We start from the raw sequence: 15747 nt of genomic DNA, 5'->3' as shown, positions 1-15747 counted from the left end.
CTGTGGGGGCAGGTTCGTTGATGACCTGTGGGGGCAGGTTCGTTGAAACCAACTCCCTTTTAGCCTTTTTAAACATTAAACGTTTTAGACCTCCTATCCCCGCCTTGCGGTAATGGCTTGCATCTTCTGGATAAATTTTTCGAAACCTGTTCAATAAATTGTTCATTACCTAGTACCCAAGACTTATTTGTCGCATCTCGAATAGCTTGAATTGTATAATCGGATAAATTTGAAACAAAAAGGCTTCGATAAGCAGATTTTCTTTCTACTTCAGTATTTCCTAATCCCAAATACAATGTATGAGGAGTCAATAACGAGATAGCCCTATCTCCGGCATTAGCATGAAAGCTTGACCACGGATATTGGGCAGGATGCTCAACCATTCCAGCTCTTATACCATTCCGTAGTAATAAGTGATCTCTCAGAATGCATCCAGCGGTTTTTGAACAAGGCGTCGGTGTACAGGAATGGTTGTTCCCTTTCAAATACCGACAACGCAGGTCAAAATCCGCTGGGGCATTCCTTTTAGGCGAGTTTTAAATGAACTTACTCTGTGTTGATCGAACTCAAAAGAGCACCACTATTCTTTCATTCAAGCGTCTTGATTAAGCTCATTTAAACTCTCGCTGAGTGGCCACTTATTATTACGGATTGGTATTACAGGGTTCAATTCAATAGCGATAGAGTGTTAACAGATAAGGCTCAGTGTCTACTAATGTAGATTTAAAACGGCCTTCCCATAATGTGCCCGTTCTTTGATAAGTTTGATTGATATACCTAACGTAATACCTTCCCAAGTTCTGCATAACTTGGCTGACACCATCGATTGAATATGCGGTCATTAATAAATGAACATGATTAGTCATAAGCACAAACGCATGAATATCAACATTGTGCTTCATGGCAGATTCTTTCAGTTTATCCAAGTAAACCCTGTAATCTTGTTGTGCAAAAAAACAGGCTTGGCGATTATTACCTCGCTGAATAACGTGTTGAGGGCAACTTGCAATTGAAAGTCGAGGTAAGCGAGCCATCTTGTATTCCTTTACATTTAACCGGAATACAAAGTGTAATTGATAGTTTCATTTAATCAATTAACTCGCTTTCAACGAACCTGACCCCGCTGGTCTCGCACTGTTGACTTGTGAGTGACCCCGCAGGTTTATTTACATGGGTGAATTTCTAATCTTAGGATCAGCACTTATGATGGCATCGGTAATATTATTATCACCTTGTGGGATCAAGGTCAGTTTAATGGATATATTCTGTGCGTTTTTACAATCATTATTAAAAGAGATTATGTTACCTGCCCCATTAATAGTGAAATCCCAGTTAGTATCTGGGGCACAACCTTCTTCAGTATTTTGTACTGCCCCAAAAAAGATATAGGCGTCTTGTTCTACGTCTGTATCTAAAGTAAAAATAGCCAGGCCAGAACGGGTAAAGTCTAGAGTAACTTCCTGTTGCCAGATAGCTTGTTTGGCATCATAAAACTCGACTACCGGTTTAGCGCCAGAACAATTAACGCGGGTTTTAGTTCTTATTATTTTAGGGAACATATGTTTTCCTTTTGTGGGTTAAGATATTGATAAAATTAAAATAAACATATTAAAATCGATAGTTAGTGATTTGCATATTTTCTAATCGTTGTACAAAATTTTCAACTTCATTAATCTTGCCCAAACAATCATAAGCTTTTACATAGGGCTGCGATAATTCATAACTCGTTTGAATATTTATGTTGGGTTGCAAGATATTGATAGCTTTCGCACAGTTAGAAACAGTTTGGTTATCCTTGGTTTGATTAAGTTTCCCTTGTTTGGCTTTTGTAAGGTAAATATTACTCAAAGACGAAACTAAAATACTGTTATCAGGTTGTTGTTTGACTAAGTTTTCTAATATGGGCTTAGCCAAATTAAGCGCTTTTTCAGCTAACCCCCAATTTCCAGAATGTTGATATGTATTTATTATAAATACCAAAGAAAATGGAAATTTTTCAGCCCTATCTAATAACTTGTTAAAATCGTCAAGACTTACAATTGACTGAGAATCACCATTTTCGATAATCGTTAGCATTAAGTAGTGAAAAGCTTGCGCACTGAGTAACTCCAACTGCCATATTTTATTTGATGAATCTTGAGCTAACATATCGTTAAAATGTTTTATTGAGACTAAGATTGCTTGACTAGCCGCCTTATACTCACTCAAATAATATAAAACATTTGCTGCATTAAAGTATGAATAAGCGAGATTTTCTAATAAATCAGCACTACCTTTATGGGCAATAAGTAAGTCATTGACTATATCTTGGGCTTTTATTCTGGTTTTCACAGCGTCCTGTAAATCGCCAAGTTGCTCTTGGCTTTCAGCTAACCATTCTAAGGTATCTGCAAGATCTATAATTGAAACATAATCTTTGGAAAGATTTTCAACCAGCATAATTTGAATATCAAGTGCTCGCTCAAAAGCGTCTCTAGCCAATAGGTTTTGTTGTGATTTAATATAAACACTGCCCTTAGCCATATAGGCATACGAAAGTTCTCTTTTGGCCTCAATGTCACTCGGAGAAAATTCAACCATTATTTGGCTGTACTTAAGATATGATTCAAAAAACACTTTAGCCTTTGGAAACTCAGCGTTATCCATAGCCAATTGCCCCAACCAAAAGGCATTCGCCCCTAAAGTAGTTAATAATTCTAAATTAAACGGCTGGCTTATATACAATTTGTCTAATATTTGTTTAGCCGCGGCAAATGCTCTTTGCGCTTCATCCAATTTATTGCGAGAGCGAGCCACCTCACCCATAGCCCCTAAGGTTTGGGCATGTTGAAAACTTGCTTTGAAATTTTGGCTCGAGTCTCCAAAACTAAAAATACTATTATTTTGTTGCTCTTGCTGGCTAAAATATTCTAGGGCTTTATTGCTAATGCCATCGAGTAAATCCATACGTTTTACGCTGCGTAGTTTGTCGGCAAACTCGCCAACCATAAAACCCAATAAACTTTCTGCTTCGGCGCGTTTTTGCTGGGCTAGGTTTTCAGATTGATAACTTTTATAACTCATAGTTACTGATGTAATTGTTAACAAACACAAAACCACCATTACCGAGCGGGTTAACCATTTTCGTAATTTAAAACGTTTTTCTGAGGCTGTAATTAGCGCAATTTCTTCTGGCTCAAGACTAAATATAGGATTATGTTTTAATTGTTTGGCTTCTAATAAGGGTTTACCCGAGGCCAGTAAAAAGGAAGTACTTTTACCTTCGGCAATCCAGCGCTGACTGACTACGCGTAACCGGCTCTTAATCGTGATACTTTCTTGATGTGCTGTAATCCATTGACTTGCACGAGGCCAGCGCCTCAATAACGCTTCGTGAGCCAAACTAAAACAAGCTTGCTGATTGTTAAGGTGAGATACAAATAATCGACTATCTACCATGGCTTGCACCAAGGATTTTTGATTAACGTTAGCTAACTGAGACCATCTCGCCGCTTTACTGGTGATATTGTCATTTGAGCCGTCGCTGTCACCATTAACGGTTACCAGTTGTGAAAACAAAAATGCTAACTCGCCTTGTTGTTCTGTAGGTAAGTGAATAAATATTTCTTCGGCTTTTTTACCTATGGCCCCTTCAATGCCACCTAAAGATTGATAAACACTTACCTGCATTTCGTTGTTGTCACTTCGTTGTAAATACAACTCTTGTAGTGTGTATTGCAACATAGGTAAAGAATCTGGATTGCGGGCGGCGTGATCACACAATATTTCATCTAGGCTGATATTGGTGTTTGGATCGACCGCCCAACTTAAACCCGCTATTTGCGCTGGCATGCGGATCATTTGCATTAACTCATTACGACTTGGCGGTAATAAATCAAAGTGGGCACCACTATCTTTGCCCTGCATTAAGGTTTTGTATTGTGCTAACAGAGGATAGAAATCATTACGACAAGCGCTAATAACCATGACATGACCAGACGATGCCAACAAGTCGATTAAACCGATAAACTGCCGACGTTCAAAGTCATCAAAAATTGTCGATGCCAAAATAACTTCTATGCGATCGACAAATAACAATAAGTAATCTTTGGTATGTCCAGTTTGGTTGGCCTGCATAAAGGCTGAAATAATAGCTAATACTTCGGCTATATTAGTGCGTAGCTTTTCGGCTAGGGTTTCTGCACTTAAATCAACAAACACTAAGTTGTCATTAATGTCCCAATCCAACATAGTTGAGGCTAAATCGATAAATAAACGGTTTTTAGTGACATCAGCTAAATCTAAAGAGCTATGTGATAATACCCGTATGCCATCGAAACCACCTTCAAATAAAAGGCGGGGTAATACACCAGCATTTACCAGTGATGATTTACCTGTACCACTAGGGCCTAACAATAAACAAAATGCTCGGCCTTGGTTAATTTGAGCGGATAAGCGTTCTAAAAAACTGACTATTTGCGCGTTTCGACCAAAAAACACCGACGCTTGTTTAGGTTCAAAGGCACTTAAGCCTGGAAATGGTGACTGCCCTGACCAACTATTGCTAGTGGCAGTGGTAGTGGGCGTATCACTTAAATTATCACCTAACGGAAAATCAACATGGGCTATAACCCGATAACCTCGTTTGCGGATAGTTTCTATGAACGTTGGATCACTTGCTTTATCACCTAAGGCTTTGCGCAACTGAGTGATGACTTTGTGAATAGGGTTGTCGCCAATGTCGTTGTTGCCCCAACATTGACTGATAATTTTATCAGCGCTTAATACTTCGCCTTGTTGATGGCAAAGTAAGACTAATACATCCATAGCTTTAGGCTCTAGAGGAATGACCAACTGCCCTTTTCGAACAGTATTGTTCGAAGGGGTGACTTGCCACTCGCCTACAAAAAACAGCTTGGAATTCATTGTTTTTATTATATTTCCGTTAACGTTTGCTGAATATCTTTACCCAACTATTGAAAGGTTAATTAATTTTGTGACCAAACACAATGGTCTACTAATTAAGGAATATACGAAGTACTTGGCACATTAGTTGTAATCACCTACAACACATAAGGAAATACATTTGTTGTACACAATAGTTTATCAGCATATAAGGGCCATAAAATTTAATGATTATAGATACCTTTGTCAGTACACATAAGCTCCCCAGCAGTTTTAAAACAATTGTTACAGAGCACTTTATTCCACTGGCAAGCCAGATTAAATCGCACCACAATGGTGCAAACGCTCCCTATTTTGTAGGTATTAACGGCTGCCAAGGCTCAGGGAAATCAACTTTATCTGAATTCTTAAAAGTTTATATAGAAGACCAATATGACTTGTCTGTAATAGTCATGTCATTAGATGACTTCTATTACAAACAAAGTTTCAGAGCCAAATTAGCAAATGATGTACACCCATTATTTAAAACCCGCGGCGTGCCGGGTACTCATGACACAACTCTAGCTAAGTCAGCCCTTCAAGGGCTTAAAGACAAGACTGGTAATGTAACTATACCTAGATTTAATAAAGCTACAGATAACCCCTACCCTGTTGAAGAATGGAGCCAATTAACTTCTAGCGTTGACATTATTATTTTTGAAGGTTGGTGTTGGGGTGTCGAAGCACAAACCCAAAGTACGCTGCAAAGTCCAGTTAACGATTTAGAAAGTAAACAAGACCAAGATAGTTTATGGCGAAACTATGTCAACAATCAGTTGGCAACCAACTATCAACCTTTATATGATTTTATGGACATGTGGGTGATGTTTAAAGCCCCTTCGTTTGACGATGTGTACACTTGGCGTTTAGAACAAGAACAAAAACTAGCGGCTAAGTTAAAGCAAAGTAATGAGGCCCAAAATAATAAGGGGGTTATGTCAGCGCCAGAAATACTCGCCTTTATCCAACATTACCAAAGGCTCACCGAACATTGTTTAAACACGCTACCAGCAAAATGTGACCACGTTTTTGAACTAGACTCACAACGCAACATAATCGCTCATATTCAAAATACCACAAAGGGTAAACATGAATAAACAATACGTAATTTTTACAGATTTAGATGGCACGTTATTGGATCATTATAATTATAGTTTTGCCCCTGCATTAAAAACGCTAGAAAAATTAAAACAACAGAACATTCCTGTTATTGCCAACACAAGTAAGACCTTCGCAGAGCTAGTTGAAATCAGAGGAGCCTTGCAGCTAAACACTCCCTTCATTGTTGAAAATGGCGCTGCAGTTTATATTCCAACAACCTTTTTTAAGCACCAACCAATAGGTACAAAATTACAATCTGGGTATTGGGTTAAAGAGTTCTCAAAGCCCGTCTCTCATTGGCTTGAGTTGCTGGAAAATATTAAGACTGGTTTTGAAGGAGAATTCGATCATTTCTCCAACATGAGCATTGAACAAATAAGTCAAGCGACAGGATTGTCCCCTCATGATGCTCAACTGGCGTCCCAAAGAGAATACTGTGAACCTGTACTTTGGTTAGGTGACGAGCCGAGTAAACAGTTATTTGTACAAGCATCACAAGAGTTAGGTGCATCTCCTTTGCAAGGAGGAAGGTTCCTGCATATAACCGGTGAGTGCAATAAAGGCCAAGCCTTGTCTTGGTTATTTAACGAATATAAAAAGTGTAATGGTCAAGCAGATTGCTACTCAATCGCCTTAGGTGATGGACATAACGATATTCATATGCTCGAAGTAGCAGACATTGCCATTCGAATATTGTCGCCTACCAATCCACCACCAAAATTGAAACGAACAAAAGGTGTGATGACCAGTAGTCAATGCGGTCCCAGTGGCTGGGCTGAATGTATTGATTCATTAATTTTTTCTTAATTTTATTATTTTATTTTTAACAATATTTAGGAGTTAACATGGCTGATTTTTATCAAAACGGAATAGTGACGACATTACATAATTTAGATGATCGTCCTGTAGAAGATTTAGAAAATGAACTAATGGAATTTTCTAAAAAACGACCCATGGCGCTTATCTTACCATCTTTATTTTCTGAATTAGAAGGTACCGCTTTACCCAATATAATTGACCATATTTGTGACGTACCATATTTGTCCCAAATTGTTATAGGTCTAGATAGAGCAAACCAAGATCAATACAAACATGCCCTAAAATTCTTTGGAAAACTACCACAAAACCATAGAGTACTTTGGAACGAAGGTCCTAGATTGAAAGCGTTAGACGCTAAATTAGAAGCCTTAGGTTTAGCACCAAAAGAATTAGGTAAAGGTAGAAACGTTTGGTACTGCATGGGGTATGTCCTAGCTACAGGAACAGCTGAATCTGTTGCCTTGCATGATTGTGACATTCTAACCTACGACCGTGGTCTTCTTGCACGACTAATATATCCTGTTGCCAACCCACAATTTAACTATGAGTTTTGTAAAGGTTATTACGCTCGTGTAGCAGATGGAAAAATTAATGGACGAGTATCGCGCTTGTTGGTTACCCCTTTGATAAGAGCTTTGCAAAAAGTGGTGGGACATAATGAATACCTTGAATATATGGACAGCTTTAGATACCCACTTGCTGGAGAGTTTTCATTTAGACGGGACGTACTAAACGACATTCGTATTCCAAGTGACTGGGGATTAGAAATTGGTGTGTTATCTGAAATGCAGCGCAACTATTCAAATAATAGATTGTGCCAAGCGGATATTGCAAAAACGTACGACCATAAACACCAGGATTTGTCGGCAAATAATGATCAAGGTGGGTTATCAAAAATGTCGATTGATATCACTAAAGCCTTAATCCGTAAGTTAGCTACCCAAGGTGAAACCTTCAATACAGAAACCTTTAGATCCCTAAAGGCCACTTATTACAGAATCGCCTTAGACTTCATCGAAACCTATAACAATGATGCCATCATGAATGGCCTTAAACTCGACATTCATAGTGAAGAAAAAGCCGTTGAGTTATTTGCGCAAAATATCATGAAAGCTGGCGAAAGTTTCTTAGACAATCCTATGGAAACTCCTTTCATTCCAAGTTGGAACCGAGTAGTGAGCGCAATTCCAGATGTATTGGATCAGTTAAAAGAAGCCGTAGAGTTAGACTTCGAAGAATTTTCAAAAGGCTAAGGGAGCAATATGTTATCTATATTTGAACAATTAACTGAACGTGTGGAACATCATCTTAATGTTATTTATGACGATGTAGATTTAAGCATTTCAATTTCAGATTTGTGTCACCAATTATTAACCACTATGAGGATTAGCCAAGCTAATTCCATAGTGGAGCCTAAACAACACCACAATAATTGGGATCAAAATGATGTCTTACTCATTACTTACGGAGACAGCATTGAAAAGTCGGGAGAAAAACCGCTACACACATTACATACTTTTTTGAAGAGTTATTGCGCTGATTCTATCAATAGCGTGCATATTCTACCGTTTTTCCCATATAGTTCTGACGATGGGTTTTCGGTCATCGATTATAGTACCGTTAATGAATCATTAGGTAACTGGGATGATATAGAGGCCATTACTCAAGATTATCGTTTGATGTCTGATGTAGTAATTAACCATTGTTCTTCTAGGAGTGCCTGGTTTACTAATTTCATTAAAGGTGAAGGTCCAGGGCATGACTTCTTTTATACAGCCGCCCCTGATACCGACGTTTCTAATGTCGTACGACCAAGAACTTCGGACCTATTACGTTTAACCGAAACCGAAAACGGAGAAAAGTACGTTTGGTGTACGTTTAGCCACGATCAAGTTGATTTTGATTTCACTAATCCAAATGTTCTAGATGCCTTTGTTTCGATTATTCGACAGTATCTAGATACAGGTATACGCCTATTCAGATTAGATGCCGTAGCGTTTTTATGGAAAACCATTGGCACTAGCTGTATCAATCTAGAACAAACTCACGAAACCGTGCGTCTGCTTAGAACGCTTATCGAACACGCTGTTGATGACGCGGTCATTATTACCGAAACCAACATTCCTAATCGTCAAAACTTAACCTATTTTGGCAATGCAAATGAAGCTCATGGAATTTACAATTTTTCTTTGCCACCATTATTAGTCAACTCTTTAGTCACAGGATCTTGTAAACATCTAAAAGCTTGGTTATGTAGCATGCCTCCAGCCCAAAATGGTACGTTTTTCTTTAACTTTATCGCTTCCCACGACGGTATTGGATTACGTCCGGCAGAGGGGCTTTTAGATGATAAAGAATTAACTACGTTAGTGAACACCATGCAAAATTTTGGTGGTCGTATATCTTGGCGTAAATCTGAAAACGGAGAACAAAAAGCCTACGAAATTAATATTGCTCTTTACGATGCTCTCCAGGGCACTACAAAAGGCGAAGATAAGTGGGGCTTAGAACGTTTCGTGTGTGCCCACGCTGTTATGTTTGGTTTAGAAGGAATTCCAGGTGTTTATATTCATAGTTTACTAGGCACCGGAAACGATTATGAAAAAGTCAGAAACACTAGTCAAAATCGCTCAATTAATCGTCATAAGTGGGACTTTGACAACCTTGAAACGCAGTTAGCAGATCCCAACAGCCAACACGCTAAAGTTCACTCACGAATGGTTGAACTCTTAAACATAAGGCGTTCACAGCCCGCTTTCCATCCGAATGCTACACAATTCACATTGCAGTTAGGAGAACAACTATTTGGATTTTGGCGTCAAAGTTTAAATAGAACTCAAAGTATTTTTTGTGTGCACAATATGTCGAGTGAGCCTCAAGATTTACGTCTAAGCGATTTAAACTTAATCGGAACCGATACTTGGTTGGACTTAATTAGTAATCAACCCATTAATTTGGAAGATCTAGAATACCAACTACAACCTTATCAAAGCCTTTGGATATCTAATACACCTTAACGTCGGTATCATTCCTCAGCATAGCTGGGGAATGACTTATGTCTTTAACGTTAAAGTTGTAAAGACATCACTTTCGCTATGTGTCTGTCAGTTACATCAACGTAAACCACTGATTATTATATCAATTACTATAATTACAATAAAACAGTCTGCACACAGGTACAGATTGAGAACAATTCTTCACTCACTACTACTTTAAAATATCACCCCACCACGTAACCCATTGATTTAACTACACAAATAAACTTTGGCACAAGCTTTGATATAACCTGCTTGCAGTTGATGTATTTAGTTCGAATATATAGCCTGCTTGGAGTTGATGTATTGAGTTCGAATATATAGACAACTTAAATACACTAACTATGAAACCAATATACGTAGAGACTTCTATTCCACTAGAGCAATAGTGTGACAAAATTAATTAAATGGAGAATTAACAATGACAAAAGCACTCATAATACTAACGGGTAGTTTATTATCACTGGCTACTATGGCTCAAAAACCAAGTATTGAATTTAACGTATTAGATGCCAATAAAGATGGTTTAATCAGTAAGGGAGAAGCTCAAGCTGAAGCTAAATTAAGCGCAGATTTTGACAAATTAGATTTAAACAAAGATGGACTCCTTTCTAAGGCTGAACTAGCTGCGTTTAATGACTTAGAAAAAACAATTAAAAACTAACACCATAATCGAACACTAAATCAAGAGTTCATCAATAACCTATTCTGAAGTATCCTTTTGTAATTAGGGACTTCAGAATGTTCCCTTGTTAAAATCCTTCCCAGTAGAATTTTTGTTCATTTTAAGTGCATTTTATGACTTTTCGTTGATCACTCTTGGTGCACATGAAATAATAACTTTAGCAAATTTTACTAAGACCCAATTGGTAAAAGACGAATATATACAATAATTTCAATAAGTTAAGGGCAAACACTTAAAGTAGACCGAATGGACAGGAATTTGGCACCGTTCATGCAGCATCACTTTTGATTTAAAACCTAATAAAATACATTCTCGGGAAACACAATGACAAAAAGTAAGTTTAGAAGTACACCTTTAGCACAAGCAGTCGCGCTAAGTTTAGCGGTAATGATACCAAACCAACTTTTTGCTCAAGAATCTGAGCAGTCAGCTGACGAAGAAAGTGTAGAACGTATTCAAGTTACTGGTTCACTAGGCAGTTTACCAGGACAAGATGTTGAAGCCGTTTTTGGATTTGGAAAATCTATCTTAGAAACCCCAAGATCTGCATCAACTATTAGTGATGAACAACTTGAACGTTTTAGCGTGACAGACATTGATGAATTGGTCGCATTCGCACCGGGTACTTTTACTCAATCTTTTTTCGGTGTAGCCGGTTCACTAGACGTGCGTGGAACACCAGGTGAAACTTATTTTCGAGGTGTTAAACGTTTAGATAACCCTGGTAACTACCCTACTCCTATTGGGGCTTCTAGCCGAATAGATATCGTACGTGGTCCAGCATCCCCTATTTATGGCCCAGCAAAAATAGGTGGTTACCTTAACTTTAATCCTAAGTCTGCTCGCGCAAGTGGCGGACAATATTTAGATAACAATGAAGGCGCGTTTTCATACACTGCCGGTAGTTGGGATAAAAGCGTATTAACCGCTGAAGTTGGCGGCCCAGCAACAATTGGTGGGAAAGAAGCTGGATTTTATATATACGGTGAAGTTGAAAACTCAGGAAGTTACTATCAAAACTCAGGAACCGATCAAACGGTTTTACAAGCATCTTTTAACGTAGATATTACTGATAATTTGAGATTTGAATTTGGTGGTATGCATCATGATTATGATGGTAACCAAGTGGCCGGTTGGAACAGACTTAGTCAAGAATTAATTGACAACGGCACTTATGTCACTGGTACAGCGAAACCACTAGATACAGATGGTGATGGCTCTATTTCTCACCAAGAATACAATGAAGTTAGAGACGGAATAAATCCATTTATTTTTAATAATGCTGAATTTGGATTGTTTCCTGATCGTATAACCAATGCTGACTTTGATCCAGTACTTGCACTAGACAACCCAGGCACAGTTAAGTTGCGTGGTGATCAAGTTATGGTTGCTACTGATGATGTCTTGGAAAACACAGTAGACACCCTTTACTTTGACGTTTTCTATTACACAGATAATGGTTGGGAAATTAAAAACCAAATGTTTTATGAGTCATATGAGAACCTAAATGAAAACGCCTATGGTTTCTCACAGTTTCATGATAGCTGGGTGTTTGAAAACAAACTTGTATTCTCTACTGAGTATCAAAACGATTCGTTATTGGCTCAATTCCAATTATCGCCATCCATTCGTCATACTGACTTTTTACATGGAGATGATTTTACAAACGAATATTTTAATCGTCGTGACTTAACAGGGCCTTCAAATGCACTTGACCGTCGTTTGCTGGCAACACGTATAGGTAAAGATTTTGATAATTACGACATTGGTAATTACACCGACTTAGGCTTTGCTGCCATGACCGATATCACTTGGGAAATGGGGCTAAACTTTGTGTTAGGTGTGCGCTATGACACTATTGATGTTGAATCAACCAGTCGTGGAGATTTATTATTAACGCCCGGTGAAATCACTACAGTTGAAGAAACCTTTGATGGCGTATCTTGGAATGCGAGTGTCTCCTTTAAAACTGAGATGGGGTTAATTCCTTATATTACAGCTGCTGAGCAAGCTACATTAGTTGCTGGTCAAGGGGCAGAAATAGGTGTTGGTCAAGTAGCAGATGGGGCATTTGATACATCTGAATTGTTTGAATATGGGGTTAAAGGTTCATTCATTGATGATTCCCTATATTTTGCTCTATCAGTTTACGAACAAGAACGTACTGATTTTAGTGCTCAAGCAATTGTGACTAACTCTACAACTGAAAACAAAGGAACAGAGCTTGAATTACGTTGGGTTGTTAATGATAACCTCGTTATCGGCGCTGGGTACACAAATGTAAAAGTTTATAATTTGACCGCATTAGAAAATGGTAATCAGTTTGGATTCTTTGGTGTAGAGGATTTACCAAATGTAACCGATGCATCGCTTCTATATGGCGGTGCTGTTATTGGCTTTAATTTAGTAGATGATAAAGAGAGTGCCCGTAAGGCTGGTATTCCTGAAAATATCTACACATTAAACGCGACATATGATTTTCAAAACGGCTATGCGTTAAATGCAAGTGTGGTTAAAGCAGATGAGACATACTCAGGCTTCTCACAGGTCGTAACGTTACCATCATATACATTAGTTAATGCCGGTGTTTACTATGAAGCTGATACTTGGTCAGCAAGTGTGAATGTTAAAAACTTAACAGATGAAAAATACTTCAGAGCGAACTTCCCTGATTTATTTGGTGCACAAATTGTGTTACCTGAATTACCTCGTCACTTCCAAGCGACAGTTAATTATAAGTTCTAATACACACGCGTTTTTATCTAGGGTAAATGTGTGAAAACATATTTACCCTTTTTTATTTGGGAAGAATAATGAAAAAGTTATATTCAATCTTGTTTGGTTTAAGTTTACTAATTGGCTGTGGCGATAGCGATAAACAAGCGCCTCAAACTGACTCAGCAAAAGATATTCGAACCAAAATTAAAGTAGTTGTGGTAACCATGTTTGAAATTGGTGAAGACCAAGGGGATAAACCGGGTGAATTTCAACTTTGGAAAGCGGGTCAGAAACTTAATGACTGTGTACCTTTCGACGCTTCGTTTCATGACATTTGCATCAACCATGAAACTGGCGTGATGGGCATTGTCACAGGTATGGGAATTTCCAGAGCGACAGCCGCAATAATGGCATTGGGTTTAGATCCTAGATTTGATCTAACACAGGCTTATTGGTTAGTAGCAGGCATTGCTGGTGTCGATCCTGCAGACGCGTCAATTGGCTCAGCAGCTTGGGCTACTTATCTAGTCGATGGTGATTTAGCCCATGAAATAGATGCACGAGAAATTCCAAATGATTGGCAAAGTGGTTATTTTCCCCTATTTGCTAATGCGCCTGTTAGTACAGGTGAAACAGCTAAAGCGGGTAAACTTTCACCTAACGGTGAAGTTTTTAAGCTTAACGAATCATTAGTAAACTGGGCTTTTCAGCTAACAAAAGACATAAAATTAAATGATTATCCCGCTATGCAAACAATGCGTAATCATTATACCCAACATGCCAATGCTCGAAAGCCTCCTTTTGTGTTAAAGGGCGATCAAATGTCAGCGTCTACATTTTGGCATGGCGACAAGTTGAATCAATGGGCAAACGATTGGACGTTTTATTGGAGCCAGGGCCAGGGCAATTTTGTTATGTCAGGCATGGAAGATACCGGTACGTTTCAAGCAATGACTTATTTACATAATGCTAATAAGGCTGATAAAAACAGATTCTTAGTGTTACGTACAGCAAGTAACTACGCGACTCCGCCAACAGGAGTTACGGCTGCACAAAATCTGGCTAACGAAAGTGGTGAAGAAGGATTTGCCGGCATGCGCTCTTCTTTAGAATCCGCATATATGGTCGGCAGTAAAATAGTCGATACGATTGTTGCTAACTGGAAAAATACCCAACATACACTACCCTACGACATAACCAATCTAGAGGTTGCACCTAGCCAATCTGTGCCAAATCAAGTTATTAATAATAGTAATGAACCTAAGCAGATTACTCGATCTGAACTAATTGAGGCACTGGGTTTAGAAGGTCATGTTGAAGGTGGGTATTTTAAACAAACGTTTAAAGCGAGTCATCGACCACAGATAGAAACACAAAATGGTCCTAGAACAACTATGACCAGTATTTTCTATTTGCTTACAGCTGACTCCCCTATTGGGCATTTTCATATGAACCAATCGGATATCATGCATTATTTTCACAAAGGTGATCCCATCACTTACTATTTAATAGATAAGACTGGGAATTTAACCACAACAGTTTTAGGGCCAGTTCCTCGTAAAGGTCATCAAATGCAGATGATGGTAAAAGGCGGGACGTGGAAAGCATCGATTATTCCAACAGACAACACCTTTGGTTATGGGTTAATTGGAGAAGCTGTATCTCCTGGATTTGAATATGCCGACATGCAACTAGGTAAAACTTCAGAATTAATTAGTTTATATCCACAACATGAAAAGCTGATTAAAACATTAAGCCGCTAACTAATATTGATTAAAGGTCGGTTTCAAACCGATCTTGATTAATCAATCCAAAATATACAGCGAATTTATGTGTTTTTAAGTGCACCAAAACAAAACAAACAACACTTTTATTAGTGCACGTTTTTAATATAAAGTAGTGTCTAATTAAAAACTCAAAACCAACATATAGTAATGGGTTATTGTTTTTAAAGGGAATAACTAGAGATAGTGCTGAAACCAATAAAATCATGACCAATTGGTCGAGATTTTGCAGGGCATTAAATATTAATAATAACAATCAAAAATATGAGTCGTAATTATGTCCAAATTTTTAGAGCAAGTTTTTAAACTTCAGCAACATGGTACCAATCTTAAGACTGAATTTATCGCTGGTTTAACAACCTTTGCGGCTATGTCTTATGTATTAGTGGTTAACCCGAGTATTTTAAGTGCAGGTGGCGTGCCGATAGAAGGGTTGATAACGGTAACTGCCATCGCTGCTTGTCTAGGCACTTTATTGATGGCGGTTATGACCAACTACCCGGTTGCTATGGCACCGGGTATGGGACTAAATGCATTTTTTGCTTTCACTATTTGTTTAACGCGAGAGATCCCTTGGGATGCGGCTTTAGGCATAGTATTTTGGAACGGCATCATCTTCTTAATCCTCTCACTGACAGGTGTTAGGACAAAAATTGCCGAAGCCATTCCCGCAGCGCTAAAG

At 38.4% G+C, this 15747-nt stretch carries 11 protein-coding genes and 1 pseudogene; 8 read left to right on the top strand and 4 right to left on the bottom strand.

Annotation, left to right across the window (positions count from 1 at the left end):
• Positions 1 to 68: 68 nt before the first annotated feature.
• The 4 genes and pseudogenes from ACSHXM_RS07555 to ACSHXM_RS07540 all read right to left on the bottom strand — a co-directional run bounded on the left by ACSHXM_RS07555 (position 69) and on the right by ACSHXM_RS07540 (position 4905).
• Positions 69 to 383 (bottom strand): hypothetical protein, encoded by a 315-nt coding sequence (locus ACSHXM_RS07555; RefSeq protein WP_435688141.1) that lies wholly within the window; start codon positions 381 to 383, stop codon positions 69 to 71.
• Positions 384 to 658: 275 nt separating this feature from the next.
• Positions 659 to 1034, bottom strand: a pseudogene (locus ACSHXM_RS07550) (transposase); the annotation flags it as partial.
• A gap of 132 nt (positions 1035 to 1166) precedes the next feature.
• A complete protein-coding gene (locus tag ACSHXM_RS07545) occupies positions 1167 to 1559 on the bottom strand; it encodes a DP-EP family protein (RefSeq protein WP_435688140.1) in 393 nt (130 codons plus the stop codon).
• A 49-nt stretch (positions 1560 to 1608) separates the two neighbouring features.
• On the bottom strand, positions 1609 to 4905 hold the full coding sequence (locus ACSHXM_RS07540) for an nSTAND1 domain-containing NTPase (RefSeq protein ID WP_435688139.1): 3297 nt from the start codon (positions 4903 to 4905) through the stop codon (positions 1609 to 1611).
• Between the two features lie 209 nt (positions 4906 to 5114).
• On the opposite strand from ACSHXM_RS07540, the gene ACSHXM_RS07535 reads away from it, so the two are divergent.
• From ACSHXM_RS07535 to ACSHXM_RS07500, 8 genes are all read left to right on the top strand, one after another.
• Positions 5115 to 6020 carry a kinase gene (locus ACSHXM_RS07535; RefSeq protein WP_435688171.1) on the top strand — a complete coding sequence of 302 codons (906 nt, stop codon included), beginning with the start codon at positions 5115 to 5117 and terminating at the stop codon, positions 6018 to 6020.
• Positions 6013 to 6831, top strand: a complete 819-nt coding sequence (locus ACSHXM_RS07530; RefSeq protein WP_435688138.1) for an HAD-IIB family hydrolase — start codon at positions 6013 to 6015, stop codon at positions 6829 to 6831. The genes ACSHXM_RS07535 and ACSHXM_RS07530 overlap by 8 nt, the downstream gene beginning before the upstream one ends.
• A gap of 38 nt (positions 6832 to 6869) precedes the next feature.
• Complete coding sequence (locus tag ACSHXM_RS07525; RefSeq protein WP_435688137.1) at positions 6870 to 8096, top strand: glycosyl transferase; 1227 nt, start codon at positions 6870 to 6872, stop codon at positions 8094 to 8096.
• A gap of 9 nt (positions 8097 to 8105) precedes the next feature.
• On the top strand, positions 8106 to 9860 hold the full coding sequence (locus tag ACSHXM_RS07520; protein WP_435688136.1) for a sugar phosphorylase: 1755 nt from the start codon (positions 8106 to 8108) through the stop codon (positions 9858 to 9860).
• A 439-nt stretch (positions 9861 to 10299) separates the two neighbouring features.
• The gene (locus ACSHXM_RS07515; protein WP_435688135.1) at positions 10300 to 10542 is read left to right on the top strand and encodes a hypothetical protein; all 243 of its coding nucleotides are present in this window, start codon (positions 10300 to 10302) and stop codon (positions 10540 to 10542) included.
• Between the two features lie 345 nt (positions 10543 to 10887).
• Positions 10888 to 13308 carry a TonB-dependent siderophore receptor gene (locus ACSHXM_RS07510; protein WP_435688134.1) on the top strand — a complete coding sequence of 807 codons (2421 nt, stop codon included), beginning with the start codon at positions 10888 to 10890 and terminating at the stop codon, positions 13306 to 13308.
• A gap of 68 nt (positions 13309 to 13376) precedes the next feature.
• Positions 13377 to 15044 (top strand): cupin domain-containing protein, encoded by a 1668-nt coding sequence (locus tag ACSHXM_RS07505; protein WP_435688133.1) that lies wholly within the window; start codon positions 13377 to 13379, stop codon positions 15042 to 15044.
• Positions 15045 to 15342: 298 nt separating this feature from the next.
• On the top strand, positions 15343 to 15747 hold a 405-nt coding region (locus tag ACSHXM_RS07500; protein ID WP_435688132.1), incomplete at its 3' end, for a solute carrier family 23 protein.

Origin of the sequence: Paraglaciecola sp. (assembly GCF_051252315.1) — a bacterium.
Taxonomy (GTDB): Bacteria; Pseudomonadota; Gammaproteobacteria; order Enterobacterales; family Alteromonadaceae; genus Paraglaciecola.
Note: the sequence above shows the minus strand (reverse complement) of the source record. Positions and strands in the feature narration are given on the sequence as shown.

Bases quoted from the DNA above. Each gene is read 5' to 3' on its own strand.
- ACSHXM_RS07555 (WP_435688141.1), bottom strand. From the start codon at position 383: ATGGTTGAGCATCCTGCCCAATATCCGTGGTCAAGCTTTCATGCTAAT.
- ACSHXM_RS07545 (WP_435688140.1), bottom strand. From the start codon at position 1,559: ATGTTCCCTAAAATAATAAGAACTAAAACCCGCGTTAATTGTTCTGGC.
- ACSHXM_RS07540 (WP_435688139.1), bottom strand. From the start codon at position 4,905: ATGAATTCCAAGCTGTTTTTTGTAGGCGAGTGGCAAGTCACCCCTTCG.
- ACSHXM_RS07530 (WP_435688138.1), top strand. From the start codon at position 6,013: ATGAATAAACAATACGTAATTTTTACAGATTTAGATGGCACGTTATTG.
- ACSHXM_RS07525 (WP_435688137.1), top strand. From the start codon at position 6,870: ATGGCTGATTTTTATCAAAACGGAATAGTGACGACATTACATAATTTA.
- ACSHXM_RS07520 (WP_435688136.1), top strand. From the start codon at position 8,106: ATGTTATCTATATTTGAACAATTAACTGAACGTGTGGAACATCATCTT.
- ACSHXM_RS07515 (WP_435688135.1), top strand. From the start codon at position 10,300: ATGACAAAAGCACTCATAATACTAACGGGTAGTTTATTATCACTGGCT.
- ACSHXM_RS07510 (WP_435688134.1), top strand. From the start codon at position 10,888: ATGACAAAAAGTAAGTTTAGAAGTACACCTTTAGCACAAGCAGTCGCG.
- ACSHXM_RS07505 (WP_435688133.1), top strand. From the start codon at position 13,377: ATGAAAAAGTTATATTCAATCTTGTTTGGTTTAAGTTTACTAATTGGC.